At 64.9% G+C, this 19,227-nt stretch carries 16 protein-coding genes and 1 pseudogene; 14 read left to right on the top strand and 3 right to left on the bottom strand.

The window, feature by feature from the left end:
* The first annotated feature begins 65 nt into the window (after positions 1-65).
* Positions 66-1,475 (top strand): threonine synthase, encoded by a 1,410-nt coding sequence (gene thrC, locus AAHM40_RS21300; protein WP_342246431.1) that lies wholly within the window; start codon positions 66-68, stop codon positions 1,473-1,475.
* A 139-nt stretch (positions 1,476-1,614) separates the two neighbouring features.
* Here thrC and AAHM40_RS21295 read toward each other — a convergent pair whose 3' ends face one another.
* Complete coding sequence (locus AAHM40_RS21295; protein WP_342246430.1) at positions 1,615-2,814, bottom strand: CaiB/BaiF CoA transferase family protein; 1,200 nt, start codon at positions 2,812-2,814, stop codon at positions 1,615-1,617.
* Between the two features lie 200 nt (positions 2,815-3,014).
* Between AAHM40_RS21295 and AAHM40_RS21290 the strand changes: the two genes are divergently transcribed.
* The 13 genes from AAHM40_RS21290 (at position 3,015) to AAHM40_RS21230 (ending at position 16,932) form a co-directional block, all read left to right on the top strand.
* Entirely contained in the window at positions 3,015-4,169 is a 1,155-nt protein-coding gene (locus AAHM40_RS21290) for a GGDEF domain-containing protein (protein WP_342246429.1), read from the top strand.
* Between the two features lie 72 nt (positions 4,170-4,241).
* A complete protein-coding gene (locus AAHM40_RS21285; protein WP_342246428.1) occupies positions 4,242-4,781 on the top strand; it encodes a YaeQ family protein in 540 nt (179 codons plus the stop codon).
* A 266-nt stretch (positions 4,782-5,047) separates the two neighbouring features.
* Positions 5,048-6,763, top strand: a complete 1,716-nt coding sequence (recJ, locus tag AAHM40_RS21280) for a single-stranded-DNA-specific exonuclease RecJ (protein WP_342246427.1) — start codon at positions 5,048-5,050, stop codon at positions 6,761-6,763.
* 400 nt (positions 6,764-7,163) lie between these two features.
* Positions 7,164-7,586, top strand: a complete 423-nt coding sequence (locus AAHM40_RS21275) for a YciI family protein (RefSeq protein ID WP_342246426.1) — start codon at positions 7,164-7,166, stop codon at positions 7,584-7,586.
* 29 nt (positions 7,587-7,615) lie between these two features.
* The gene (locus tag AAHM40_RS21270) at positions 7,616-8,029 is read left to right on the top strand and encodes a VOC family protein (RefSeq protein WP_342246425.1); all 414 of its coding nucleotides are present in this window, start codon (positions 7,616-7,618) and stop codon (positions 8,027-8,029) included.
* A 79-nt stretch (positions 8,030-8,108) separates the two neighbouring features.
* Entirely contained in the window at positions 8,109-9,815 is a 1,707-nt protein-coding gene (locus tag AAHM40_RS21265; RefSeq protein ID WP_342246424.1) for a SulP family inorganic anion transporter, read from the top strand.
* 36 nt (positions 9,816-9,851) lie between these two features.
* Positions 9,852-10,298 (top strand): nucleoside deaminase, encoded by a 447-nt coding sequence (locus AAHM40_RS21260; RefSeq protein ID WP_342246423.1) that lies wholly within the window; start codon positions 9,852-9,854, stop codon positions 10,296-10,298.
* 336 nt (positions 10,299-10,634) lie between these two features.
* Positions 10,635-11,741 (top strand): AI-2E family transporter, encoded by a 1,107-nt coding sequence (locus AAHM40_RS21255; RefSeq protein WP_342246422.1) that lies wholly within the window; start codon positions 10,635-10,637, stop codon positions 11,739-11,741.
* A 15-nt stretch (positions 11,742-11,756) separates the two neighbouring features.
* Positions 11,757-13,295 carry a TolC family protein gene (locus AAHM40_RS21250; protein ID WP_342246421.1) on the top strand — a complete coding sequence of 513 codons (1,539 nt, stop codon included), beginning with the start codon at positions 11,757-11,759 and terminating at the stop codon, positions 13,293-13,295.
* On the top strand, positions 13,292-14,422 hold the full coding sequence (locus tag AAHM40_RS21245) for an HlyD family secretion protein (RefSeq protein WP_342246420.1): 1,131 nt from the start codon (positions 13,292-13,294) through the stop codon (positions 14,420-14,422). Before AAHM40_RS21250 ends, AAHM40_RS21245 begins: the two co-directional genes overlap by 4 nt.
* Positions 14,412-15,443, top strand: a complete 1,032-nt coding sequence (locus AAHM40_RS21240; protein WP_342246419.1) for a DUF2955 domain-containing protein — start codon at positions 14,412-14,414, stop codon at positions 15,441-15,443. Before AAHM40_RS21245 ends, AAHM40_RS21240 begins: the two co-directional genes overlap by 11 nt.
* 12 nt (positions 15,444-15,455) lie before the next feature.
* Entirely contained in the window at positions 15,456-15,896 is a 441-nt protein-coding gene (locus tag AAHM40_RS21235; protein WP_342246418.1) for an ion channel, read from the top strand.
* A 52-nt stretch (positions 15,897-15,948) separates the two neighbouring features.
* Positions 15,949-16,932, top strand: a complete 984-nt coding sequence (locus AAHM40_RS21230) for a cysteine synthase A (protein ID WP_342246417.1) — start codon at positions 15,949-15,951, stop codon at positions 16,930-16,932.
* A gap of 175 nt (positions 16,933-17,107) precedes the next feature.
* On the opposite strand, the gene AAHM40_RS21225 is transcribed toward AAHM40_RS21230, so the two are convergent.
* Together AAHM40_RS21225 and AAHM40_RS21220 are read right to left on the bottom strand one after the other, a co-directional pair.
* Complete coding sequence (locus AAHM40_RS21225; RefSeq protein ID WP_342246416.1) at positions 17,108-18,253, bottom strand: methyl-accepting chemotaxis protein; 1,146 nt, start codon at positions 18,251-18,253, stop codon at positions 17,108-17,110.
* Between the two features lie 89 nt (positions 18,254-18,342).
* A pseudogene (locus AAHM40_RS21220) lies at positions 18,343-18,939 on the bottom strand (spermidine dehydrogenase); the annotation flags it as partial.
* Positions 18,940-19,227 lie beyond the last annotated feature (288 nt).

The following is a 19,227-nucleotide window of genomic DNA, read 5'->3' as shown; positions in this document are numbered from 1 at the left end:
TCGCGAGGGGCGATCCCCCGGAGCGGAGCGCCAGTCCCGGCCGCTCGAAACCAAGGTTTTAAGACATGCGCTATATCAGTACCCGCGGCCAGGCACCGGCCCTGAACTTCGAAGATGTGCTGCTGGCTGGCCTGGCCAGCGACGGCGGCCTCTACGTCCCGGAAAACCTGCCGCGCTTCACCCAGGAAGAAATCGCCTCCTGGGCCGGCCTGCCGTACCACGAGCTGGCCTTCCGCGTGATGCGCCCCTTCGTGGCCGGCAGCATTGCCGATGCCGACTTCAAGAAGATTCTCGAGGAAACCTACGGCGTCTTCGCCCACAATGCCGTGGCGCCGCTGCGCCAGTTGAACGGCAACGAGTGGGTGCTGGAGCTGTTCCACGGTCCGACCCTGGCCTTCAAGGACTTCGCCCTGCAACTGCTGGGTCGCCTGCTCGACCACGTGCTGAGCAAGCGCGGCGAGCGCGTGGTGATCATGGGTGCCACCTCCGGTGACACCGGCTCGGCCGCCATCGAAGGCTGCAAGGCCTGCGAGCACGTCGATATCTTCATCATGCACCCGCACAACCGCGTGTCCGAGGTGCAGCGCCGCCAGATGACCACCATCCTCGGCGACAACATCCACAACATCGCGGTCGAGGGCAACTTCGACGACTGCCAGGAGATGGTCAAGGCCAGCTTCGCCGACCAGGGCTTCCTCAAGGGCACCCGTCTGGTAGCGGTCAACTCCATCAACTGGGCGCGGATCATGGCCCAGATCGTCTACTACTTCCACGCGGCCCTGCAGCTGGGCGGTCCGGCGCGCTCCGTGGCGTTCTCCGTGCCCACCGGCAACTTCGGTGACATCTTCGCCGGCTACCTGGCGCGCAACATGGGCTTGCCGATCAGCCAACTGATCGTCGCCACCAACCGCAACGACATCCTGCACCGCTTCATGAGCGGCAACCAGTACGTCAAGGACACCCTGCATCCGACCCTGTCGCCGTCCATGGACATCATGGTGTCGTCCAACTTCGAGCGCCTGCTGTTCGACCTGCACGGTCGCAACGGTGCTGCCATCGCCAACCTGATGGACACCTTCAAGCAGGGTGGCGGCTTCAGCGTCGAGGAAGACCGCTGGACCGAAGCGCGCAAGCTGTTCGATTCGCTGGCCGTGGATGACGCAGCCACCTGCGAAACCATTGCCGAGGTGTTCAAGGAGTGCGGCGAGCTGCTGGACCCGCACACCGCGATTGGCGTTCGCGCCGCCCGCGAATGCCGCCGCAGCCTGGCCACCCCGATGGTCACCCTGGGCACCGCCCATCCGGTCAAATTCCCGGAAGCGGTGGAAAAGGCCGGCGTTGGCCAGGCCCCGGCACTGCCGCCGCACCTTGCCGATCTGTTCCAGCGCGAGGAACGTTGCACCGTGCTGCCGAACGACCTGAAGCAGATCCAGGCCTTCGTCAGCCAGCATGGCAACCGCGGCAAGCCGCTGTAAGCCAGAGCGCCTGAAACGAAAAGGCCGGCTCCCGAAAGGGGCCGGCCTTTTTCATGCTTGCGGTTCCTCGCGAGGGCGTCTCAATCCTGTAGGGGCCAATTCATTCGCCAAGCAGGCCGAGAGTCTGCCCCGCTTGACCTCAAATCGCTCCATCCCCCTTCAACGCCGCCACTTGTTCGGCGCTGTACCCCAGCCCTGCCAGCACTTCGCTGTTGTGTTCCCCCAGCTCCGGGCCGATCCATTCGGTCGAGCCGGGGGTATCGGATAGCTTGGGTACGATCCCCGGCATCTTGAACGGCTTGCCGTCCGGCAGCTTCGCCGAGAGAAACATCTCCCGCGCGAGGAATTGCGGGTCGGCGAACATGTCCTCGGCGGAGAAGATACGGCTGGCCGGCACTTCGGCGCGATTGAGCACCGCCAGTACCTCCTCCAGCGGCAGCGAGCCCACCCAGCGGTCGATTACCCCGTAGAGCTCATCCCGACGTGCGTCACGGCCGTCGTTGCTGGCCAGCTGCGGATCGTTGGCGAGGTCCTCGCGGCCGATGGCGAGCATGAAACGCTTGAAGATGGCATCGCCGTTGGCGCCGATCTGCACATGACGGCCATCGGCGGCGGTGTGGATGGAGGAGGGGGTGATGCCGGGCATAATGTTGCCGGTGCGTTCGCGGATGAAGCCGAACACGTCGAACTCCGGCACCATGCTTTCCATCATGGCGAACACCGCTTCGTAGAGCGCCACATCCACCACTTGCCCCTGTCCGCCGTTCACCTCGCGGTGGCGCAGCGCCATGAGCGCGCCGATAACGCCCCAGAGCGCGGCGATGGAGTCGCCGATGGAAATCCCGGTGCGCACCGGCGGACGATCCTCGAAGCCGGTGATATAGCGCAGCCCGCCCATGGACTCACCGACTGCACCGAATCCTGGCTGGTCCTTGTAGGGACCACTCTGGCCGAACCCGGACAGCCGCACCATCACCAGCTTCGGGTTCAGGGCATGGATCACGTCCCAGCCCAGGCCCAGCTTCTCCAGCACACCGGGGCGGAAGTTCTCGATCAGGATGTCCGCGTCGGCCAGCAGCCGCTTGAGGATTTCCTGGCCGTCGGGGTGCTTGAGGTTCAGCGTCAGCGACTTCTTGTTGCGCGCCTGCACGAACCACCAGAGCGAGGTGCCCTCGTAGAGTTTGCGCCACTTGCGCAACGGGTCACCGCCGTCGGGGGATTCGATCTTGATGACTTCGGCACCGAATTCGGCGCACAGACGGGAGGCGAAGGGGCCGGCGATCAGGGTACCGAGCTCAATCACCTTGAGGCCGGCGAGGGGTTTGGCGGGGGCGTTCATCGGGTTTTCCATGGGCCAGGCAATGGCGGCGACTCTACCCCGTGGGGCCGATAGCGAACAGTCCGGTTTGCCGCTGGCGCACCTTTCCGGGCCGACTTAAAGTGCTTGCAGGACCCAAATTCTCGCGCGCCGACCGCCATGCCAACACGCTTCGCAACTGCCTGCCACTTGTCGCCCGGTTCGCGCCGGGAGGGGGGCTTATGCAGCTGAATGTCCCCACCCTGGTGCTTGTGGATATCTACGTCCTCGCCCTGGTGGGGCTGCTCATGCTGCACGCCTGGCGCCGTGGCCGCCGCGAGCCGACCCTCGGCTACCTGGCCGCCATGCTGTTGCTTGGCGCCCTGGGCACCGTGCTGGGCAGCTTGCGCGGCATGGGCATGGATTTCGTACCCCTGGTGCTGGGCAACGTGGTGCTGCACGTCTGTGCGGCCATGAACTGGACCGCCATGCGGGTGTTCGTCGGGCGTCAGCCGCACCTGCCGGGCATCTGCGCGGGTGCCGTGACCTGGGCGGTGCTCTGCCTCAACCCGGCCTTCTATGAATCCCTCACGGTAAGGGTGGCGGTCAGTTCGCTGATCACAGTCTGCTATTGCGGGCTCAGTGCCTACGAGCTCTGGCGCAGCCGCGCAAGCCTTGAAGTGGCCTACGTGCCGGCTTTGGCACTGACTCTGTTCCACATGGTCTTCTACAGCGTGCGCATCGTGGTCGACCGTGGCATGCCCTTCGAGCAGGCGGTCGCGAGCTCCGGGCAAGGCACCAGCTTCTTCTCCCTGCTGGTGTTCGAAACCCTGCTCTACGCCATCGGTATCGCCTTCGTCACCCTGGCCATGGTCAAGGAACGTGCCGAACTGAAGTTCCGCGCAGCCGCCTATTGCGACCCGCTCACCGGCGTCGGCAACCGTCGGGCCTTCATGGCCACGGGCGAGTACCTGGTGGAAAGCTGCGAGCACCGCGGTGAACCGGTGGCTCTGTTGCTCTGCGACCTTGACCATTTCAAGCGTCTCAACGACAGCTATGGCCACGCCACCGGTGACGAAGCCCTGGTGGCCTTCACCCGCGTTGCCGCCGGCAGCATGCGCAAGCAGGACGTGTTCGGCCGCATCGGCGGCGAGGAGTTCGCCTGCCTGCTGGCCGATGCCGACGACGAAGCCGGCGCTCAGGTGGCCGAGCGTATTCGCCGCGAGTTCGCCGAACTGCCGTTCCAGGAGCCGGGTGCGCTCAGCGTCAGCATCGGTATCGTCAGTTCAAAGGAGGCCGGTTACGACCTGTTTCGCCTGCTCTCCCTGGCCGACGATGCCCTCTACGACGCCAAGGACAAGGGCCGCAACCGCATCCAGCGCTACCCCGCCGATTAGCCGGAAGGCCCAGCCACGACGGTGGAATCAGGGTAGACTTGCCGCCCTCCGAGAATCATCAAGAAGCCCGCCATGGCCCTCCAAGCGACCCCCTACAAAGTCGAACTCAACCTCACCGACCTCGACCGCAGCGTCTACGAGAACCTGCGTTTCACCGTCGCCAAGCACCCGTCGGAAACCGAGGAGCGACTGGCCGTCCGCCTGATCGCCTACATCCTCTGGTACCACGAGCAGTTGGCCTTCGGTCGTGGCCTGTCGGACGTGGACGAGCCCGCGCTGTGGGAAAAGAGCCTGGACGACCGTGTGTTGCACTGGATCGAAGTGGGTCAGCCCGATGCCGAGCGCATAACCTGGTGCTCGCGCCGTACCGAGCGCTTCAGCCTGGTGACCTACGGCAACCTGCGGGTCTGGCAGACCAAGGTGCTGGACGGCGTGCGCAGCCTGAAGAACATCAACGTCGTTGCCGTGCAACAGGAAGCGCTGGAAGAACTGGCCCGCGACCTGCCGCGTTCGATCAGCTGGAGCGTGATGATCAGCGACGGTTCCCTGTTCATCACCGACGAGCGCGGCCAGCACGAAATTCCCTTGGAGTGGCTGGCCGGGGAACGCTGAAAACCTGTTTACGATCTGCTGCGCGTCGGCCCTGCTGCGTTAAAAACAGGCTCGGAAAGCCGCTTGCGGCTAACGCGCTTCAGCGCGGCCCGAAGGGTGAACGAAGTGAGTAATGCTCATTTACAGCTCGTAAACTCCGCTTCCTCGCCTGTTTTTGCCTTGCATGGCTCTAGCTCGCGAGATCGTAAACAGGTTTTGCGTCGCCACCACCCCAAGGCCCTTTCCCGGGAGGGAGAGGGAAAGTCGAGTCAAAGATTGGACCTTTCATGCGTATCGAACACCGCGTCCTGCCCGATGTCCTGCCTGACCTGGGCGACCTGCCACCGCTGCTGACCCGCCTCTACGCCTCCCGGGGCGTGCAATCCGCGACGGAACTGGACAAGAGCCTGGCGCGGTTGATCCCCTACCAGCAGCTCAAAGGCATCGACGCCGCCGTGGCGCTGCTGGTGGAGGCCCTGGAGAAGCACCAGCGCATCCTCTACGTTGGCGACTTCGACGCCGATGGCGCCACCGCCAGCAGCGTCGGTGTGCTCGGCCTGCGCATGCTCGGCGCCTTCCATGTCGATTACCTGGTGCCCAACCGTTTCGAGTATGGCTACGGCCTGACCCCGGAAATCGTCGCCGTCGCCCTGGAGCGCAAACCGGACCTGCTGGTGACCGTGGATAACGGCATCTCCAGCGTCGAAGGCGTGGCCGCAGCCAAGTCCGCGGGGCTGAAGGTACTGGTGACCGACCATCACCTGCCGGGCCCTGAGCTGCCGGCGGCCGACGCCATCGTCAACCCCAACCAGCCCGGTTGCGACTTCCCCAGCAAATCCCTGGCCGGTGTCGGCGTCATCTTCTACGTGCTGATGGCCCTGCGGGCACGCCTGCGCGAGCTGGACTGGTTCAATCGTGCCGGCCTCAAGGAACCCAACCTGGGCGACCTGCTCGACCTGGTGGCGCTGGGCAGCGTGGCCGACGTGGTCCCGCTGGATGCCAACAACCGCATCCTGGTGCATCAGGGCCTGGCGCGCATCCGCGCCGGCCGTGCGCGGGCAGGCCTCAAGGCGATTCTCGACGTCGCCGGCCGGCCGGCTGGTCGCATCACGTCGACCGACCTCGGCTTTATTCTCGGGCCGCGCCTGAATGCCGCCGGCCGTCTGGACGACATGAGCCTGGGTATCGAGTGCCTGCTTTGTGAAGACGAAGCGCTGGCCCGTGACATGGCGGTGCAACTGGATCAGCTCAACCAGGACCGCAAGGCCATCGAGCAGGGCATGCAGCGCGAGGCGCTGGCGCAACTTAAGAACCTGCCCATCGAAGACATGCCTTTCGGCCTCTGCGTATTCGAGCCGGACTGGCACCAGGGCGTGATCGGCATCCTCGCCTCGCGGCTGAAGGAGCGCTACCACCGCCCGACCATCGCCTTCGCCGATGCTGGTGACGGTCTGTTGAAGGGCTCGGCGCGTTCGGTGCCGGGCTTCCATATCCGCGATGCGCTGGACGCCGTTGCTGCGCGCCATCCGGGCCTGATCAGCAAGTTCGGTGGCCATGCCATGGCCGCCGGCCTGTCCCTGCCTGTGGAAAACTTTGGCGCCTTCGCTGCCGCTTTCGACGCCGAGACCCGTCGGCAGCTCGATGAAGATGACCTTACCGGCCGCCTGCTCTCAGACGGCCAACTGAGTATCGAGGAGTTCCACCTGGAACTGGCCCGCGCCCTGCGCCTGGCCGGCCCCTGGGGCCAGCACTTCCCCGAACCGCTGTTCCATGGCGTGTTCCAGATCGTCCAGCAGCGCCTGGTCGGGGAGCGCCACCTGAAGCTGGTGCTGAAAAGTGAATGCGGGTCGGTGCAACTGGACGGCATTGCATTCAATATCGACCGGGAGCAATGGCCCAACGCTAGCGTGCGCTGGGCCGAGGTGGCCTACAAGCTGGACGTCAACGAATACCGTGGTCAGGAAAGCGTGCAACTGATGGTCGCCCACATTGCCCCGCGCTGACGCGAATGGTTCTAGGGGCGAGTTCATTGGCTGTGTCTGCGTTAAGTGTTGCAAGCAGCTGCATTGCCCCTAGGAGCTGGCTTGCCAGGGAATGCCCCCGTTTCGCTGGCAAGGCAGCGCCTACAAGGCTCTTGGCCCGATGGTAAATCTCTCGCAACAGCGAGCGCAGACCCGCGAGGCAGGCCTTCGGCTTGCTTGGCGATTGAAATCGCGCCCACTTGCTCATCCGTCACCCCACCCGCGCAAACCTCCGATCCGGGACTACGCTGATTCAGTCCTGCGCCCCTGAAAAAAAATTTCGTCCTGTTGTCGATCTGGTCGTTTCCCCATCGACCAATAAGCACAGTCAGCAGGCACGGGCCGCAGGCTGGAGTTCATGCCACCCAACAGGAGAACAACAATGCGCTTCATGGTGATTGTCAAAGCAACCAAGGAATCGGAAGCCGGCATCATGCCGAGCACGGAACTGCTCACGGCCATGGGCCAGTACAACGAGGAGCTGGTGAGCGCCGGCATCCTGCTTGCCGGTGAGGGCCTGCACCCCAGCTCCAGGGGCGCGCGGGTGGTGTTCAAGGGCAAGGACCGCGCCGTGATCGACGGCCCCTTCGCGGAAACCAAGGAGCTGATCGCCGGCTTCTGGCTGTTCAAGGTCAATTCCCTGGAAGAGTGCATCGAATGGGTCAAGCGTTGCCCCAACCCCATGCTGTCCGAATCCGAGATCGAAATCCGCCAGGTGTTCGAGGCCGAGGATTTTGGTGAGGCGTTCACCCCCGAACTGCGCGAACAGGAACAGCGCGTATTCGAGAAAGCCGGGCAGCAGTGACCGCCGTCCACCACGGACAGGAGACCCCCATGAAAATCGATCCCTACCTCACGTTCGATGGCCAGTGCGGTCCGGCCTTCCAGTTCTACGCCAAGGTGCTCAACGGCACCCTGGAAGCCTTCCTGAGCTTTGCCGAAAGCCCGGCTTGCGACGACGTCCCGGAGAACTTCCGCGACAAGATCATGCATGCCCGACTGGCGGTGGGGGACCAGGTGATCATGGGCTCGGACTGCCCGCCCCAGGCGCCTTTCCAGGGCATCAACGGCATCAGCGTTTCGATCAACGTCGATCGCATAGTCGAGGCCGAGCGGGTGTTCAATGCGCTGGCCGAGGGCGGCCAGGTGCAGATGCCGCTGGCGCAGACTTTCTGGGCCGCGCGCTTCGGCATGCTGGTGGACCGCTTCGGCGTGCCCTGGATGATCAACTGCGAGAAGGATCAGTAATCCGCAGAAAGCCCATAACGCCGAAGATACTCCGGCGTTATGGGCCTAAGCTTCTGGAGTCGAATCGGGGACGACTCCCATGCGCCTGACCCATTGGCTGCGTGACTACGCCAGCCGCTTCCATTACCGCCGCGAATGGCTGCGCACCGACATCGCCGCCGGTTTGTCGGTGGCCGCCGTGCAGATTCCCACCGCCATTGCCTATGCGCAGATCATTGGTTTTCCCGCGCAGGTCGGCCTCTATGCCTGCATCCTGCCAATGCTGATCTACGCCCTGGTCGGGGGTTCGCGCCAACTGATGGTCGGCCCCGACGCCGCCACCGCCGCGATGGTCGCCGCAGCCATCACACCGCTCGCCGCCGGCGATCCGCAGCGCCTGGTGCACCTGTCGATGATCGTCGCCGTGATGGTCGGCCTGTTGTCCATCGTTGCCGGATTCATTCGCGCCGGTTTCATTGCCAGCTTCCTCTCTCGCCCCATTCTGGTGGGCTACCTCAATGGCATCGGCCTCAGCCTGCTTGCCGGGCAGTTGGGCAAGCTTCTGGGTTACCAGAGTGAGACCAGCGGTTTCATTGCCGGGCTGTTGGCGATGATCCGCAACCTCGCCAGTACCCACTTGCCGACCCTGGCGCTGGGGGCCGCCACCCTGCTGCTGATGATCGTCCTGCCCAGGCGTTGGCCGCGGCTGCCGGTCTCCCTGGTCGCCCTCGTGCTGGCGTCGGTGGCGGCCGCCTGGCTGCAACTGGACCGGCACGGCATTGCGCTGCTGGGCGCCGTCCCGGCCGGCCTGCCGGAGCTGAGCTGGCCGAAGACCCACTACCACGAGCTGCTCGGCCTGCTGCGCGACGCCACTGGCATCACCATCGTCAGCTTCTGCAGTGCCATGCTCACCGCCCGCAGCTTCGCCGCCCGCCACGGCTACGCCATCGATGCCAACCGCGAATTCATCGCCCTGGGGTTGGCCAACGTTGGCGCCGGGGTGTCGCAGTCCTTCGTCATCAGCGGCGCGGACTCTCGCACGGCGGTGAATGACCTGGTGGGCGGCAAGACGCAGATGGTCAGCGTGGTGGTGGCCCTGGTGATAGTCGCGGTGCTGGTGTTCCTCCACGGCCCGCTGGCCTGGGTGCCGATCGCAGCCCTGGGCGCGGTGCTGATGCTGGCCGGATGGGGTCTGATCGATTTCCGCGCGCTGAAGGCCTTCTGGCGCCTCAGCCGCTTCGAGTGCGGTCTCTGCCTGCTGACCACGGTGGGCGTGCTGGGGGTCGGTGTGCTGCCCGGCATCTTCGTTGCCGTTGCCCTGGCGCTGCTGCGCCTGTTGTATCTCACCTATCGCCCCAGCGATGCCGAGCTTGGCTGGGTGGAGGGCGTGGATGGCCAGGTGGAGCTTGGACGTTATCCACAGGCCACCACCTTGCCGGGGCTGATCATCTACCGATTCGACGCACCGCTGCTGTTCTTCAATGCCGATTACTTCAAGCAGCGTCTGCTGGCTGTGGTGGAGCGGGCGGAAGACCCGCGCGCGGTGCTGCTCAACGCCGAAACCATGATCAACCTGGACGTCACGGGCCTGGCCACCTTGCGTGAGGTGCAGGAAACCCTCGCGGCCCGGGGCGTTTTCCTCGGCTTTGCTCGTCTCTTCGGTCCGGCCCATGAGCTGCTGCAACGCTCCGGGCAGTTTGGCGAGCTGAAACCGCCGCTGGTATTCAGCTCGGTCCGTGCCGGCATCAATGCCTACCGCATCTGGTTGGCGAAGCAGGCCTTGCAGGAAAAGCAGCCGGTCGCGTAAACCACAGGATCTACCCACGGAAAACAAGGATCGACCATGGACCCTTTCATGCAAGCCGCCATCGAAGAAGCCCGCCAGGGCCTGGCCGAGGGCGGGATTCCCATCGGCTCGGTGATCGTCCACAAAGGCCGCATCATCGGTCGGGGTCATAACCGCCGTATCCAGGAGGGCAGCGCCATCAAGCACGGCGAGATGGACGCCTTCGAGAACGCCGGCCGCCAACCTGCCAGCGTCTACCGCGAGGCGGTGCTCTACACCACGTTGTCGCCGTGCTCCATGTGCAGCGGCGCCATCCTGCTCTATGGGATTCCCAAGGTGATCATCGGCGAGAACCGCACTTTCATGGGCGAGGAAGAGCTGCTGCGCGCCCGTGGCGTGGAGTTGGAGGTCCTGCAAGACGCCGAGTGCGTGAAGCTCATGGAAGATTTCATCGAAGCCCGGCCAGGGTTGTGGAACGAGGATATCGGCGAGCCGGTGGCCTGATCCCAAGCGGACGCCACATCCACATAGCCCCCTGGCGCCCGCCAGTGGGAACCCCTTGCGAGAGCCCTTCTCGCAAGGGCGGCTACCCAATGGCGCGCAGCGACTATGCTGGTATTCAGCCGATCCCGCAGCGGATCGCAGACGTCGCTTTAGGCCCGACACGATAGGGGGGCCTAGGCTGGAAGCCAGCAGAAATGACGATCATTGAACAGAAATGACTTGGATCAGACTCCAGTGCGGCTTGAGGATCTCGCGCCGTACGTCCGTTGGATCGCTGCCAAGCAGTAGGAATGTCCGACTGGTTTTGCCTGATTGCTACAGCAGAAGGAGAGTTCAATGCTGCCAAGTTCCGTTTCGGAAAGGATCCTGTCTCGCGGTCTGATGGACGTGCTCATTCGAGCAGGCCTGGTCGCGATCCTCGCCATTTCCTGCTACCAGGTTTTCCATCCCTTCCTTAACCTGATGCTCTGGGCATTGATCCTGGGGGTCACGTTCTACCCCCTGCATCAGAGCCTGAAGGCCAAGCTGGGCATGCGTGATGGCCATGTGGCCACGCTGATCGTCGTGGTTTCCCTGATCCTGCTGATGGTGCCGATTTACTTGCTGGCGTCTTCCATGGCCGAGTCGGTGCAGGGGGCCATCGAACTGTTCAAGGGCGGTGAGCTGGACATTCCATCACCCAACGCGTCCGTTGCCAGCTGGCCCCTGATCGGCCAACCGCTGTTCGACTTCTGGCAGCAGGCGTCGGTCGACCTGACCAGCCTGATGAAGAAGCTGCTGCCCCACCTGCGCGGCTTCGGCATGAGCATGTTCGGCAAGCTGGCCGGCGTAGGGGCTGGCTTTCTGCTGTTCATCGCTGCGTTGATCGTGGCAGGCATCTTCATGGCCTTTGGCGAGAATGGTCACCGCAGTGCCATACAGATCGCTTCACGCATCTCCGGGCCGGACCGTGGCCCGCAGATCGCCGAGCTTTGCACGGCGACCATTCGCGCTGTGGCCCAGGGCGTGGTCGGCATTGCCTTCATCCAGATGCTGCTGGTGGGCATCGCCTTCGTGCTGATGGGGATCCCGGGCGCTGGCCTCCTGGCGCTCGGCGTGTTGCTGCTGGGCATCATGCAGCTGCCCGCATTGCTGATCACCATTCCGGTGATCATCTTCGTGTTCGCCACCCAAGGAGCGACCGCCGGCACCATCATTTTCGCCATCTACACCTTCGTTGCCGGGATGTCGGACAACGTCCTCAAACCCCTGCTGCTGGGCCGTGGCGTCAATGTGCCGATGCCCGTGGTGTTGATCGGCGCCCTGGGCGGCATGGTCACCGGCGGCATCATTGGGCTGTTCATTGGCCCGGTCATGCTGGCCGTCGGCTACATGCTGTTCTGGCACTGGGTGGAGGACCAGCCCACGGCGCTGGACGCGGAAGAGGAGGGGCGAGCGACCTGAGCCGGACCCGGTGCCATGGTCCACTCCGCCGCCTTCCGGCTGGTCCTGTTCGGTGTGCTTGGCCTCGGCGGCTGTGTGCGGCTGGGGCCGGACTTCCAGTCGCCCCGCGAGCCTTGGGTGGAGCACTGGAGCAGCCCCGCGCTGGAGCAGATGAGCCTCGATCGACCGCAGCCCGACTTCCTGCAGTGGTGGCGGGTGTTCGAGGACCCGACCCTGGATGCCCTGATCGCCGAAGCGGACGCTTACAACTCAAGCCTCGAAATTGCCGGGTTGCGGGTGATGGAGGCCCGTGCGCAACTGGGTATCGCAGTGAGTGGCCGTTACCCGCAGTTCCAGCAGGCCAGCGCCGATAGCCTTTACCTGGACCGTGACCAGTCCGGTGGCCGTAACCCCCAGGACAGCCATTCCTGGCAGTATGGCGCCGCATTCGACATTGCCTGGGAACTGGACTTCTGGGGGCGATTCAGTCGCGCCATCGAATCCGCGGACGCTGCCTACTTCGCCGCCCGGGCCAACTACGAAGACGCCCTGGTGCTGTTGCGTGCCCAGGTGGCGGATACCTACTTCGTCCTGCGAACTTTCGAGGCCCGCCTGCGCATCGCCCGGGAAAACGCGGAACGACAGAAGCGCAGCTTCGAGATCACCGAGCGGCTGTTCCGCAGTGGCGACAGTTCCGAACTGGACTTCCAGCAGGCGAAAACCCAGTACCTGGGCACCCTGGCGACCGTTCCCGACCTGGAGAGCCAGGTAGCCAGGACGCGCAACGCACTCGCCGTGCTGATCGGTCGGCCACCGGGCCCCTTGCCTGAGCTGGCCGAACGGGCCGGGCTCATTCCGCTACCCGATGCGGCGGTGCTGCAGGACGTCCCGGCCAATCTGCTGCTGCGCCGGCCGGATGTGCGTTCAGCCGAACTGGCGGTCGCCGCCCAGTCGGCGTTGATCGGTTTCTCCGAGGCCGATCTCTATCCCTCGGTGGCCTTGCTGGGCAGCATCGCCTGGAGTGCCTCGACCCTTGATGGCGCCTCCGACACCCTGGACCTGGTCGGCGGTCCCAGCCTGGCCTGGAACCTGTTCGACCACGGCCGGATCAAGAACGACGTGCGCGTGCAGGACGCTCGCTTGCAGCAGTTGATCGAGGCCTACCGTGACCGGGTGCGCCAAGCCGCGCGCGAGGCCGACGACGCCGCCACCGGGCTGGCCAAGGCGCTGGAAAGCGAGCGCATCCGCCGCGAGAGCTCGCTGTCTGCCCTGCGCTCGCTGGACCTGGCCAACGCCCAGTACATCGAAGGCTTCGCCGATTTCCAGCGGGTGCTGGATGCCCAGCGCGAGCTGTTCCAGCAGCAGGAAAGCTACCTGCTCAGCCGCAGTGATGCGGTCAGCAACCTGATCGGCTTGTACAAGGCCCTCGGGGGTGGTTGGTACCGGGACGGTCCCATGATCGACGACACCACCCGCGAGCAGATGCAACGGCGTACCGACTGGGACGACCTGCTGGACGAGCCGCCGGCTGCGGCCGGGCCAGACGCTGATACCGAGCAAGGTGAACGACAATGAGCGAGCAACCGCAGGCTCCGGCCGAGGAAACAGCAAAGCCCGAACCAGCCGGAGCGCCCGATGCGGCCGCGAAGGGGACGAAATGGGTGGCGCTGGTCATCGTCCTGACGCTGGTCTGGTACCTCCTGGCGGATCGTTTCACCCCTTATACCCAGCAGGCACGGGTGCAGGCCTTCGTGGTGCCGGTAGCGGCCGAAGTCGCCGGCCGGGTCACCAAGGTGCATGTGCGCAATAACCAGGACGTCGAGGCGGGCGCGGTGCTCTTCGAAGTGGACCCGGAGCAGTACCAGATCGCCGCCGACCGCGCCCAGGCCGATCTCGAAACCGTTCGCCGACAAATCGGTGCCAGCACTGCGGCCATCGACTCGGCACTGGCGTCGCTGCGAGCCGCCCAGGCCAATGAACTGAAGGCGCGGCAAGACAACGATCGCCTGGAGCGGCTGTATCGGGATGATCCGGGCACCATCTCCGTGCGTCGCCTGGAAGGGGCGCGGGCGACCCTCGAGCAGGCCATCAGCCAGGTGGCAGCGGCACGCGCCGAAGTGCAGCGGGCGCGCGAGCAGCAGGGCGGCAGCGAAGAGGAGAATGCGCAATTGCGCAGTGCCGCCACCGCGTTGGAAAAGGCTGAACTCGATTTGGCCAATACCCGGGTGAAGGCCCGTTCCGCCGGCCTGATCACCGACCTGCGCACCGATGTCGGCCAGTACGTCGGCGCTGGCAACCCGGTCATGACCCAGATCGCCATCCACGACCTGTGGCTGAGCGCCGAGATGACCGAGAACAACCTGGGCCATGTCGAGGTCGGCACGCCTGTGGTCATTGTGCTCGACGCCTTGCCGGGCCGGCTGTTCGAAGGAAAGGTTCGCAGCATCGGGTATGGCGTCAGTGTCGGGCAGGCCCCGGCCCCTGGCACCCTGCCGACGGTGGATAACAGCCGCGACTGGTTGCGCCCGGCGCAACGCTTCCCGGTGATCGTGGAGTTCGCCCCCGGTGAACTGGAGCAGTTGCGTGGCCTGCGCGTCGGTGGCCAGGCGGAGGTCATGGCATTTCCGAGCGAGGGCAATCCGCTCAATCCCCTGGGCCGGCTGTTCATCTACCTGATGAGCTGGCTGTCCTATGCCTACTGACGGCGATCCACGCGGTCGACGGGCGCTGCGCCTGGCCAGCGGTGTTGCGCTGTGCCTGGCGATCAGCTTCGGATTTGCCTTGCCGATACCCTTCCTGCCGCCGATCTTCGTCCTGCTGCTGCTGGTCACCAACAACCGCCCGCTGCCCCTGAAGGCGGCCCCGGCCCTGGCCCTGCTCATCATGCTGACCACCGGCAGCGGTCTGCTGCTGATCCCGCTGCTGCGCCATGCGCCGCCCAGTGGTGTCCTGCTGGTGGGGCTGTGCCTGTTCCTTTGCTTCCGCTACGGCCTGCGCGGAGGCAATCCCCTGGTGACACAGTTTCTGGTGGTAGGCCTGACCATGATTTCCGCGGCCGGCACCTTCGATTTCGGCTTGGCGGTCATGGTCATCGAGGCTCTGGCCAAGGGCATCGTGCTCGCCGTGCTGGTCGCCGCGGTCAGCCACCGGTTGTTCCCGGAGCCGGCGAGTGCCCCGGCCTCGCCGAGCCGCCCGGTGCTGGGAGACAGCGAATCTGCCTGGATTGCGCTACGTGCCGCGCTGGTCGTGCTGCCGGCTTTCCTGCTGGCGCTGATCGACCCTTCCAGCTACATGCCGCTGATCATGAAGGCGGTCAGCCTTGGCCAGCAGGTCTGCGGTGCCTCCGCTCGCAATGCCGGCCGCGAACTGTTGGGCTCGACCCTGCTCGGTGGCCTGCTCGCGATGCTGTTCTGGGCCGCCCTGAGCCTGTTCCCGCACCTGTGGATGTTCTTTCTCTGGATGCTTCTGTTCGGGCTGCTGTTGGCGCGCCGGCTCTACGCGCTGGTGGCGACCCGACAGACTCCGGGATTCTGGGTGAACACCCTGGTGACCCTGATCATCCTGCTGGGGCAGTCGGTGCAGGACAGCGAGGCTGGCAAGGATGTCTACACCGCCTTCGCGGTACGTATGGGGCTGTTCATCGCAGTCACCCTGTACGCCTGTGTGGCGGTCTACCTGATCGACCGCCGGCGTTTTCACCGGCAAGGCCGTGCCGCCCTTTGAGAGGACTGTTCGATGCTGATCAATCTGCTGGTTGGAATTCCCGTGATGGTCCTCTGCCTGTTCATGCAGTCGGTATTCGTGGCCTTCAGTCTGAAGCCGTACATCCGCTATGTGCGAGGCGGAAGGGTTCACGCATCGGTCTGGCGCATCACGCTGCTGCTGTCGGCAGTGATGCTGCTGATGCTGCTGGGCAATTTCGTTCAGATGGCGGTCTGGGGGGTGCTGTTCCTGATGCTGGGGGAATTCGACAACTTCGCCACGGCGCTTTACCACTCGGGGGTGAACTTCGCCACGCTGGGCTACGGCGACATCGTCATGACCGAGCAGTGGCGACTGCTGGGCCCGTTGGAAGCCGCCAACGGCATCCTGATGTTCGGGGTTTCCACGGCGGTCATGACGGCAACCGTCTCCGACGTCATCCGGCACCAGTTTGGCGGAAACCAACCCCACTAGCGCGAAGCTAGACTGAAACTGTTCGTCCCCATGCGCCTGCGGGAGGTGCAGCATGGCGATTCGCGAAGGTTTCATCGGCAGTGTCGGCAACACGCCCCTTCTGCGTCTGGACAGCCTCTGCGCCGAGACCGGCTGCGACATCCTGGCCAAGGCTGAATTCCTCAACCCCGGCGGCTCGGTCAAGGATCGCGCGGCTCGCTTCATCATCGACGACGCCGAACGCCAGGGCCTGCTGTACCCCGGCGGTACCGTGGTGGAAGGCACCGCTGGCAACACCGGCATAGGCCTGGCGCATATCTGCGCGGCACGGGGCTACCGCTGCATCATCGTGATTCCCGACAACCAGTCCCCGGAAAAGCTCGACCTGTTGCGCACCCTGGGGGCTGAAGTGCGACCGGTGCCGCCCAAGCCCTACAAGGACCCGGACAACTACCAGAAGATCGCCGGCCGCCTGGCTGCTGAACTGCCCGGCGCCATCTGGGCCAACCAGTTCGACAACACCGCCAATCGCCAGGCCCACTTCGAGACCACCGGGCCGGAAATCTGGGCCGATACCGAGGGCCGGCTGGATGCCTTCGTCTGCGCCACCGGTACCGGCGGCACCCTGGCGGGTGTGGCGCGCTACCTCAAGGCGCGTGATCCACAGGTCCGCATCGTGCTCGCCGACCCGATGGGCAGTGCGCTCTACAACTGGGTGAAGCACGGCGAGCTGGTGGCCGAGGGCAGCTCCATCACCGAAGGTATTGGCACCACGCGCATCACCGCCAACCTCGAAGGCACCCCCATCGACGACGCCGTACAAGTGGACGACCCGGCCTGCGTGGCCATGGTCTATCACCTGCTGCGGGAGGAGGGGCTGTTCGTAGGCGGCTCGTCCGGCATTAACCTCGCCGCCGCCGTGCAGGTGGCCCGCCAACTGGGGCCGGGCCACCGGGTGGTGACCCTGCTTTGTGATCGCGGCGGGTTGTACGCGGGGCGCTTGTTCAACGCGGCGTGGCTGGCGGAGAAGGGCTTGGCAGGGGCGGCGGGGGTATAGGCCCGTACAGCGTCGTAGCCTGGATGCAATCCGGGAGCTGTCGGGAGTCCCGGATATCATCCGGGCTGCGGAATGCGATGTACGAATTAGCTTTGGCAGAAACATTTCCCCCTCACCCCGACCCTCTCCCTCAGGGAGAGGGGGCTGGGCGTTCACCTGGGGCGTTTCAGCAAACTCAATCCACCTGCCCCGGATCGAATTGCAGCAGCAACGACCAGGGTGCATTGCAGTTACCGACGAAGATCGGATGCAGCAGGCAGATCGAGTTGCCTGCACCCTTGAATTGCAGCGGCTTGCCATCGCGAATGGCGTTGCGTGCATCGCTTGGCAGCTCGTTGGCCGCACTGCCTAGCCGCTTTGCATCCGGGTGGGTCACGTAGTGGGCCGCGTTGGACAGCAGCGCGTAATGGCCATTGCCGAAGGGTTTGAGTGGGCTAAGGCGATCCTGAAGCTGCTGCAGGCTGTAGTCGGCCCCCAGGATGCCGAGGAAACGCCCGCCGGCCAGCATCGGGGTCATGAAGGAGGTCATCAGCACCGTGCTGCCGGCCACTGTGTAGTCATAGGGCTCCATGAACAGGTCGCGCCCCTTGCGTCGGGGCAGCTCGTACCAGTGGCCGTCATAGCCCACCAGGCACTCGCGCTGGATGGCGCCGGCGCCCCGGTTCCAGTAGGCCATGATGCGGCCGGTGTGGTCGTGACCCGTACGGTTGGCGAACTCGGCATCGCGGCCATCCAGTGCGTTGGGTTCGGCGGCGCAGGCAAAGGCCAGCAGGCCAGGGTTCTGCAGCAGGAGTTGCTGCATGACGGCGTCGATCTGCTCGCGCTGCGGGCCGAGGCCCTGGGCATGCAGGCCGAGGATGAAATGCTTGAGGCCGTACAGCGCGGTAGCCATTACCGCGAACTGGCTCTGCAACTGCTGCGCTTCGCGGGCCAGTAGGATCTCCGCGTTTTCTGCCTTGGAGGCGTTCTCCGCCCGCTGCACCTGCTCCAGTGCCTTCTCGCTCTCCTGGCGGATAGTGGCGACCACGCTGCCGATGTCGGCGGTGGCATTGGCAGACTGGGTGGCCAGGCGCCGTACCTCGTCCGCGACCACGGCGAAACCGCGCCCCATCTCGCCGGCTCGGGCGGCTTCGATGGCTGCGTTGAGCGCTACCAGGTTGGTGTTCTTGGCGATCTGGCGGATCACGTCGGAAACCTTGCTGATTTCATTCCAGCGGTTGTTCAGGCCATCAATCAGAAGCCTGACTTGGTCGAGTGTGGAGTTGCCCTGGGCGCCGCCTTCCGGCGTGGGCGTCTGGTTCTGTCGGGGACTGCTCTGCATGGTGAGTTACCGAAAAGGGTTGGGGCAGAAAAGCGCCGCAAGCGGCGGCGCGAAACCGGGGCCCGATGCTCCGGGCCCCGGAAGGTCTGTCAGCCGAGTTCGCCCACCGCGCGGTGGGCTTCGTCTATGGCCGCGTGGACGTAAGCGCTCCAGGCCGAATCGGAGTTGGCGATGGTGACGTTGCCCACCGGCTTGCGCGCCAGCAGCATGGTCTTTTCGCTTTCCTCCTCGTCGTCAAACAGCGAGTTGGCGAAGTAGGCATAACCGTGGGACCAGCGGTTGACGGTGATGGCGAGGATGTCCTTCTGGTGGTTGTAGCCACCGAGGTCCACCGGGTAGTCCAGCTTGATCCTGCTGTAAGGCTGGGTGGTGGCATAGATTTCATGCACGCCGAGCTTCTGGAAGCTCTCCCAATTGCGGATCACCACCTTGGTGTACACCAGCGGGAACTTCACGTTCCGACTCAGGGCCTGGGCCTGTTCGGCGGACAGGTCGCGCAGCAGGTACGGGATCATCATGTTGTATCAAGCGAGCACGCAGTGTTTGCTGCGCACCTTCACCAGTTGGCCACCACGACTGTAGCCAACGTCTACGCCGCCCTCACGATTCTTCACGCTCACCGCCGTGCTGTTCAGGCGCAGGCGCACCGGTCTGCCGGTGACGTCCAGCTTGCTGTAGTCGAACTTCCTCTTCTCCCAACCCATCTGGTGCGCCACCTCGAAGGCGCCAGGGTGGCTGCCGCGCGGGCCAGTGAGGGCCGGCGGGTAGTAGCGGCCGGCGGGGGCGGCGCGCAGCAGCTGCATGGGCGTGAGGCCGGCGGCGATAGTGAGGGCGACACCGTTGAGGAAATCACGGCGGGTGATGGTCATAGCGAATCCTTGCACGGCAGTTGTTATCGTTCGTGGAGCGGGGCGAGCGGGGGAAGGGCGGGGGCCCCGGGGGGGGCCGCGCGGGGGGCCGACCCGGGGGGTAGG

Origin of the sequence: Pseudomonas sp. OTU5201 (assembly GCF_038440135.1) — a bacterium.
Classification (GTDB): Bacteria; Pseudomonadota; Gammaproteobacteria; order Pseudomonadales; family Pseudomonadaceae; genus Metapseudomonas; species Metapseudomonas resinovorans.
This window is presented reverse-complemented; position numbering and strand designations above follow the sequence as displayed.

Excerpts from the sequence above, each read along its gene's own strand:
- thrC (WP_342246431.1), top strand. The coding sequence starts at position 66 with ATGCGCTATATCAGTACCCGCGGCCAGGCACCGGCCCTGAACTTCGAA.
- AAHM40_RS21295 (WP_342246430.1), bottom strand. The coding sequence starts at position 2,814 with ATGAACGCCCCCGCCAAACCCCTCGCCGGCCTCAAGGTGATTGAGCTC.
- AAHM40_RS21290 (WP_342246429.1), top strand. The coding sequence starts at position 3,015 with ATGCAGCTGAATGTCCCCACCCTGGTGCTTGTGGATATCTACGTCCTC.
- AAHM40_RS21285 (WP_342246428.1), top strand. The coding sequence starts at position 4,242 with ATGGCCCTCCAAGCGACCCCCTACAAAGTCGAACTCAACCTCACCGAC.
- recJ (WP_342246427.1), top strand. The coding sequence starts at position 5,048 with ATGCGTATCGAACACCGCGTCCTGCCCGATGTCCTGCCTGACCTGGGC.
- AAHM40_RS21275 (WP_342246426.1), top strand. The coding sequence starts at position 7,164 with ATGCGCTTCATGGTGATTGTCAAAGCAACCAAGGAATCGGAAGCCGGC.
- AAHM40_RS21270 (WP_342246425.1), top strand. The coding sequence starts at position 7,616 with ATGAAAATCGATCCCTACCTCACGTTCGATGGCCAGTGCGGTCCGGCC.
- AAHM40_RS21265 (WP_342246424.1), top strand. The coding sequence starts at position 8,109 with ATGCGCCTGACCCATTGGCTGCGTGACTACGCCAGCCGCTTCCATTAC.
- AAHM40_RS21260 (WP_342246423.1), top strand. The coding sequence starts at position 9,852 with ATGGACCCTTTCATGCAAGCCGCCATCGAAGAAGCCCGCCAGGGCCTG.
- AAHM40_RS21255 (WP_342246422.1), top strand. The coding sequence starts at position 10,635 with ATGCTGCCAAGTTCCGTTTCGGAAAGGATCCTGTCTCGCGGTCTGATG.
- AAHM40_RS21250 (WP_342246421.1), top strand. The coding sequence starts at position 11,757 with ATGGTCCACTCCGCCGCCTTCCGGCTGGTCCTGTTCGGTGTGCTTGGC.
- AAHM40_RS21245 (WP_342246420.1), top strand. The coding sequence starts at position 13,292 with ATGAGCGAGCAACCGCAGGCTCCGGCCGAGGAAACAGCAAAGCCCGAA.
- AAHM40_RS21240 (WP_342246419.1), top strand. The coding sequence starts at position 14,412 with ATGCCTACTGACGGCGATCCACGCGGTCGACGGGCGCTGCGCCTGGCC.
- AAHM40_RS21235 (WP_342246418.1), top strand. The coding sequence starts at position 15,456 with ATGCTGATCAATCTGCTGGTTGGAATTCCCGTGATGGTCCTCTGCCTG.
- AAHM40_RS21230 (WP_342246417.1), top strand. The coding sequence starts at position 15,949 with ATGGCGATTCGCGAAGGTTTCATCGGCAGTGTCGGCAACACGCCCCTT.
- AAHM40_RS21225 (WP_342246416.1), bottom strand. The coding sequence starts at position 18,253 with ATGCAGAGCAGTCCCCGACAGAACCAGACGCCCACGCCGGAAGGCGGC.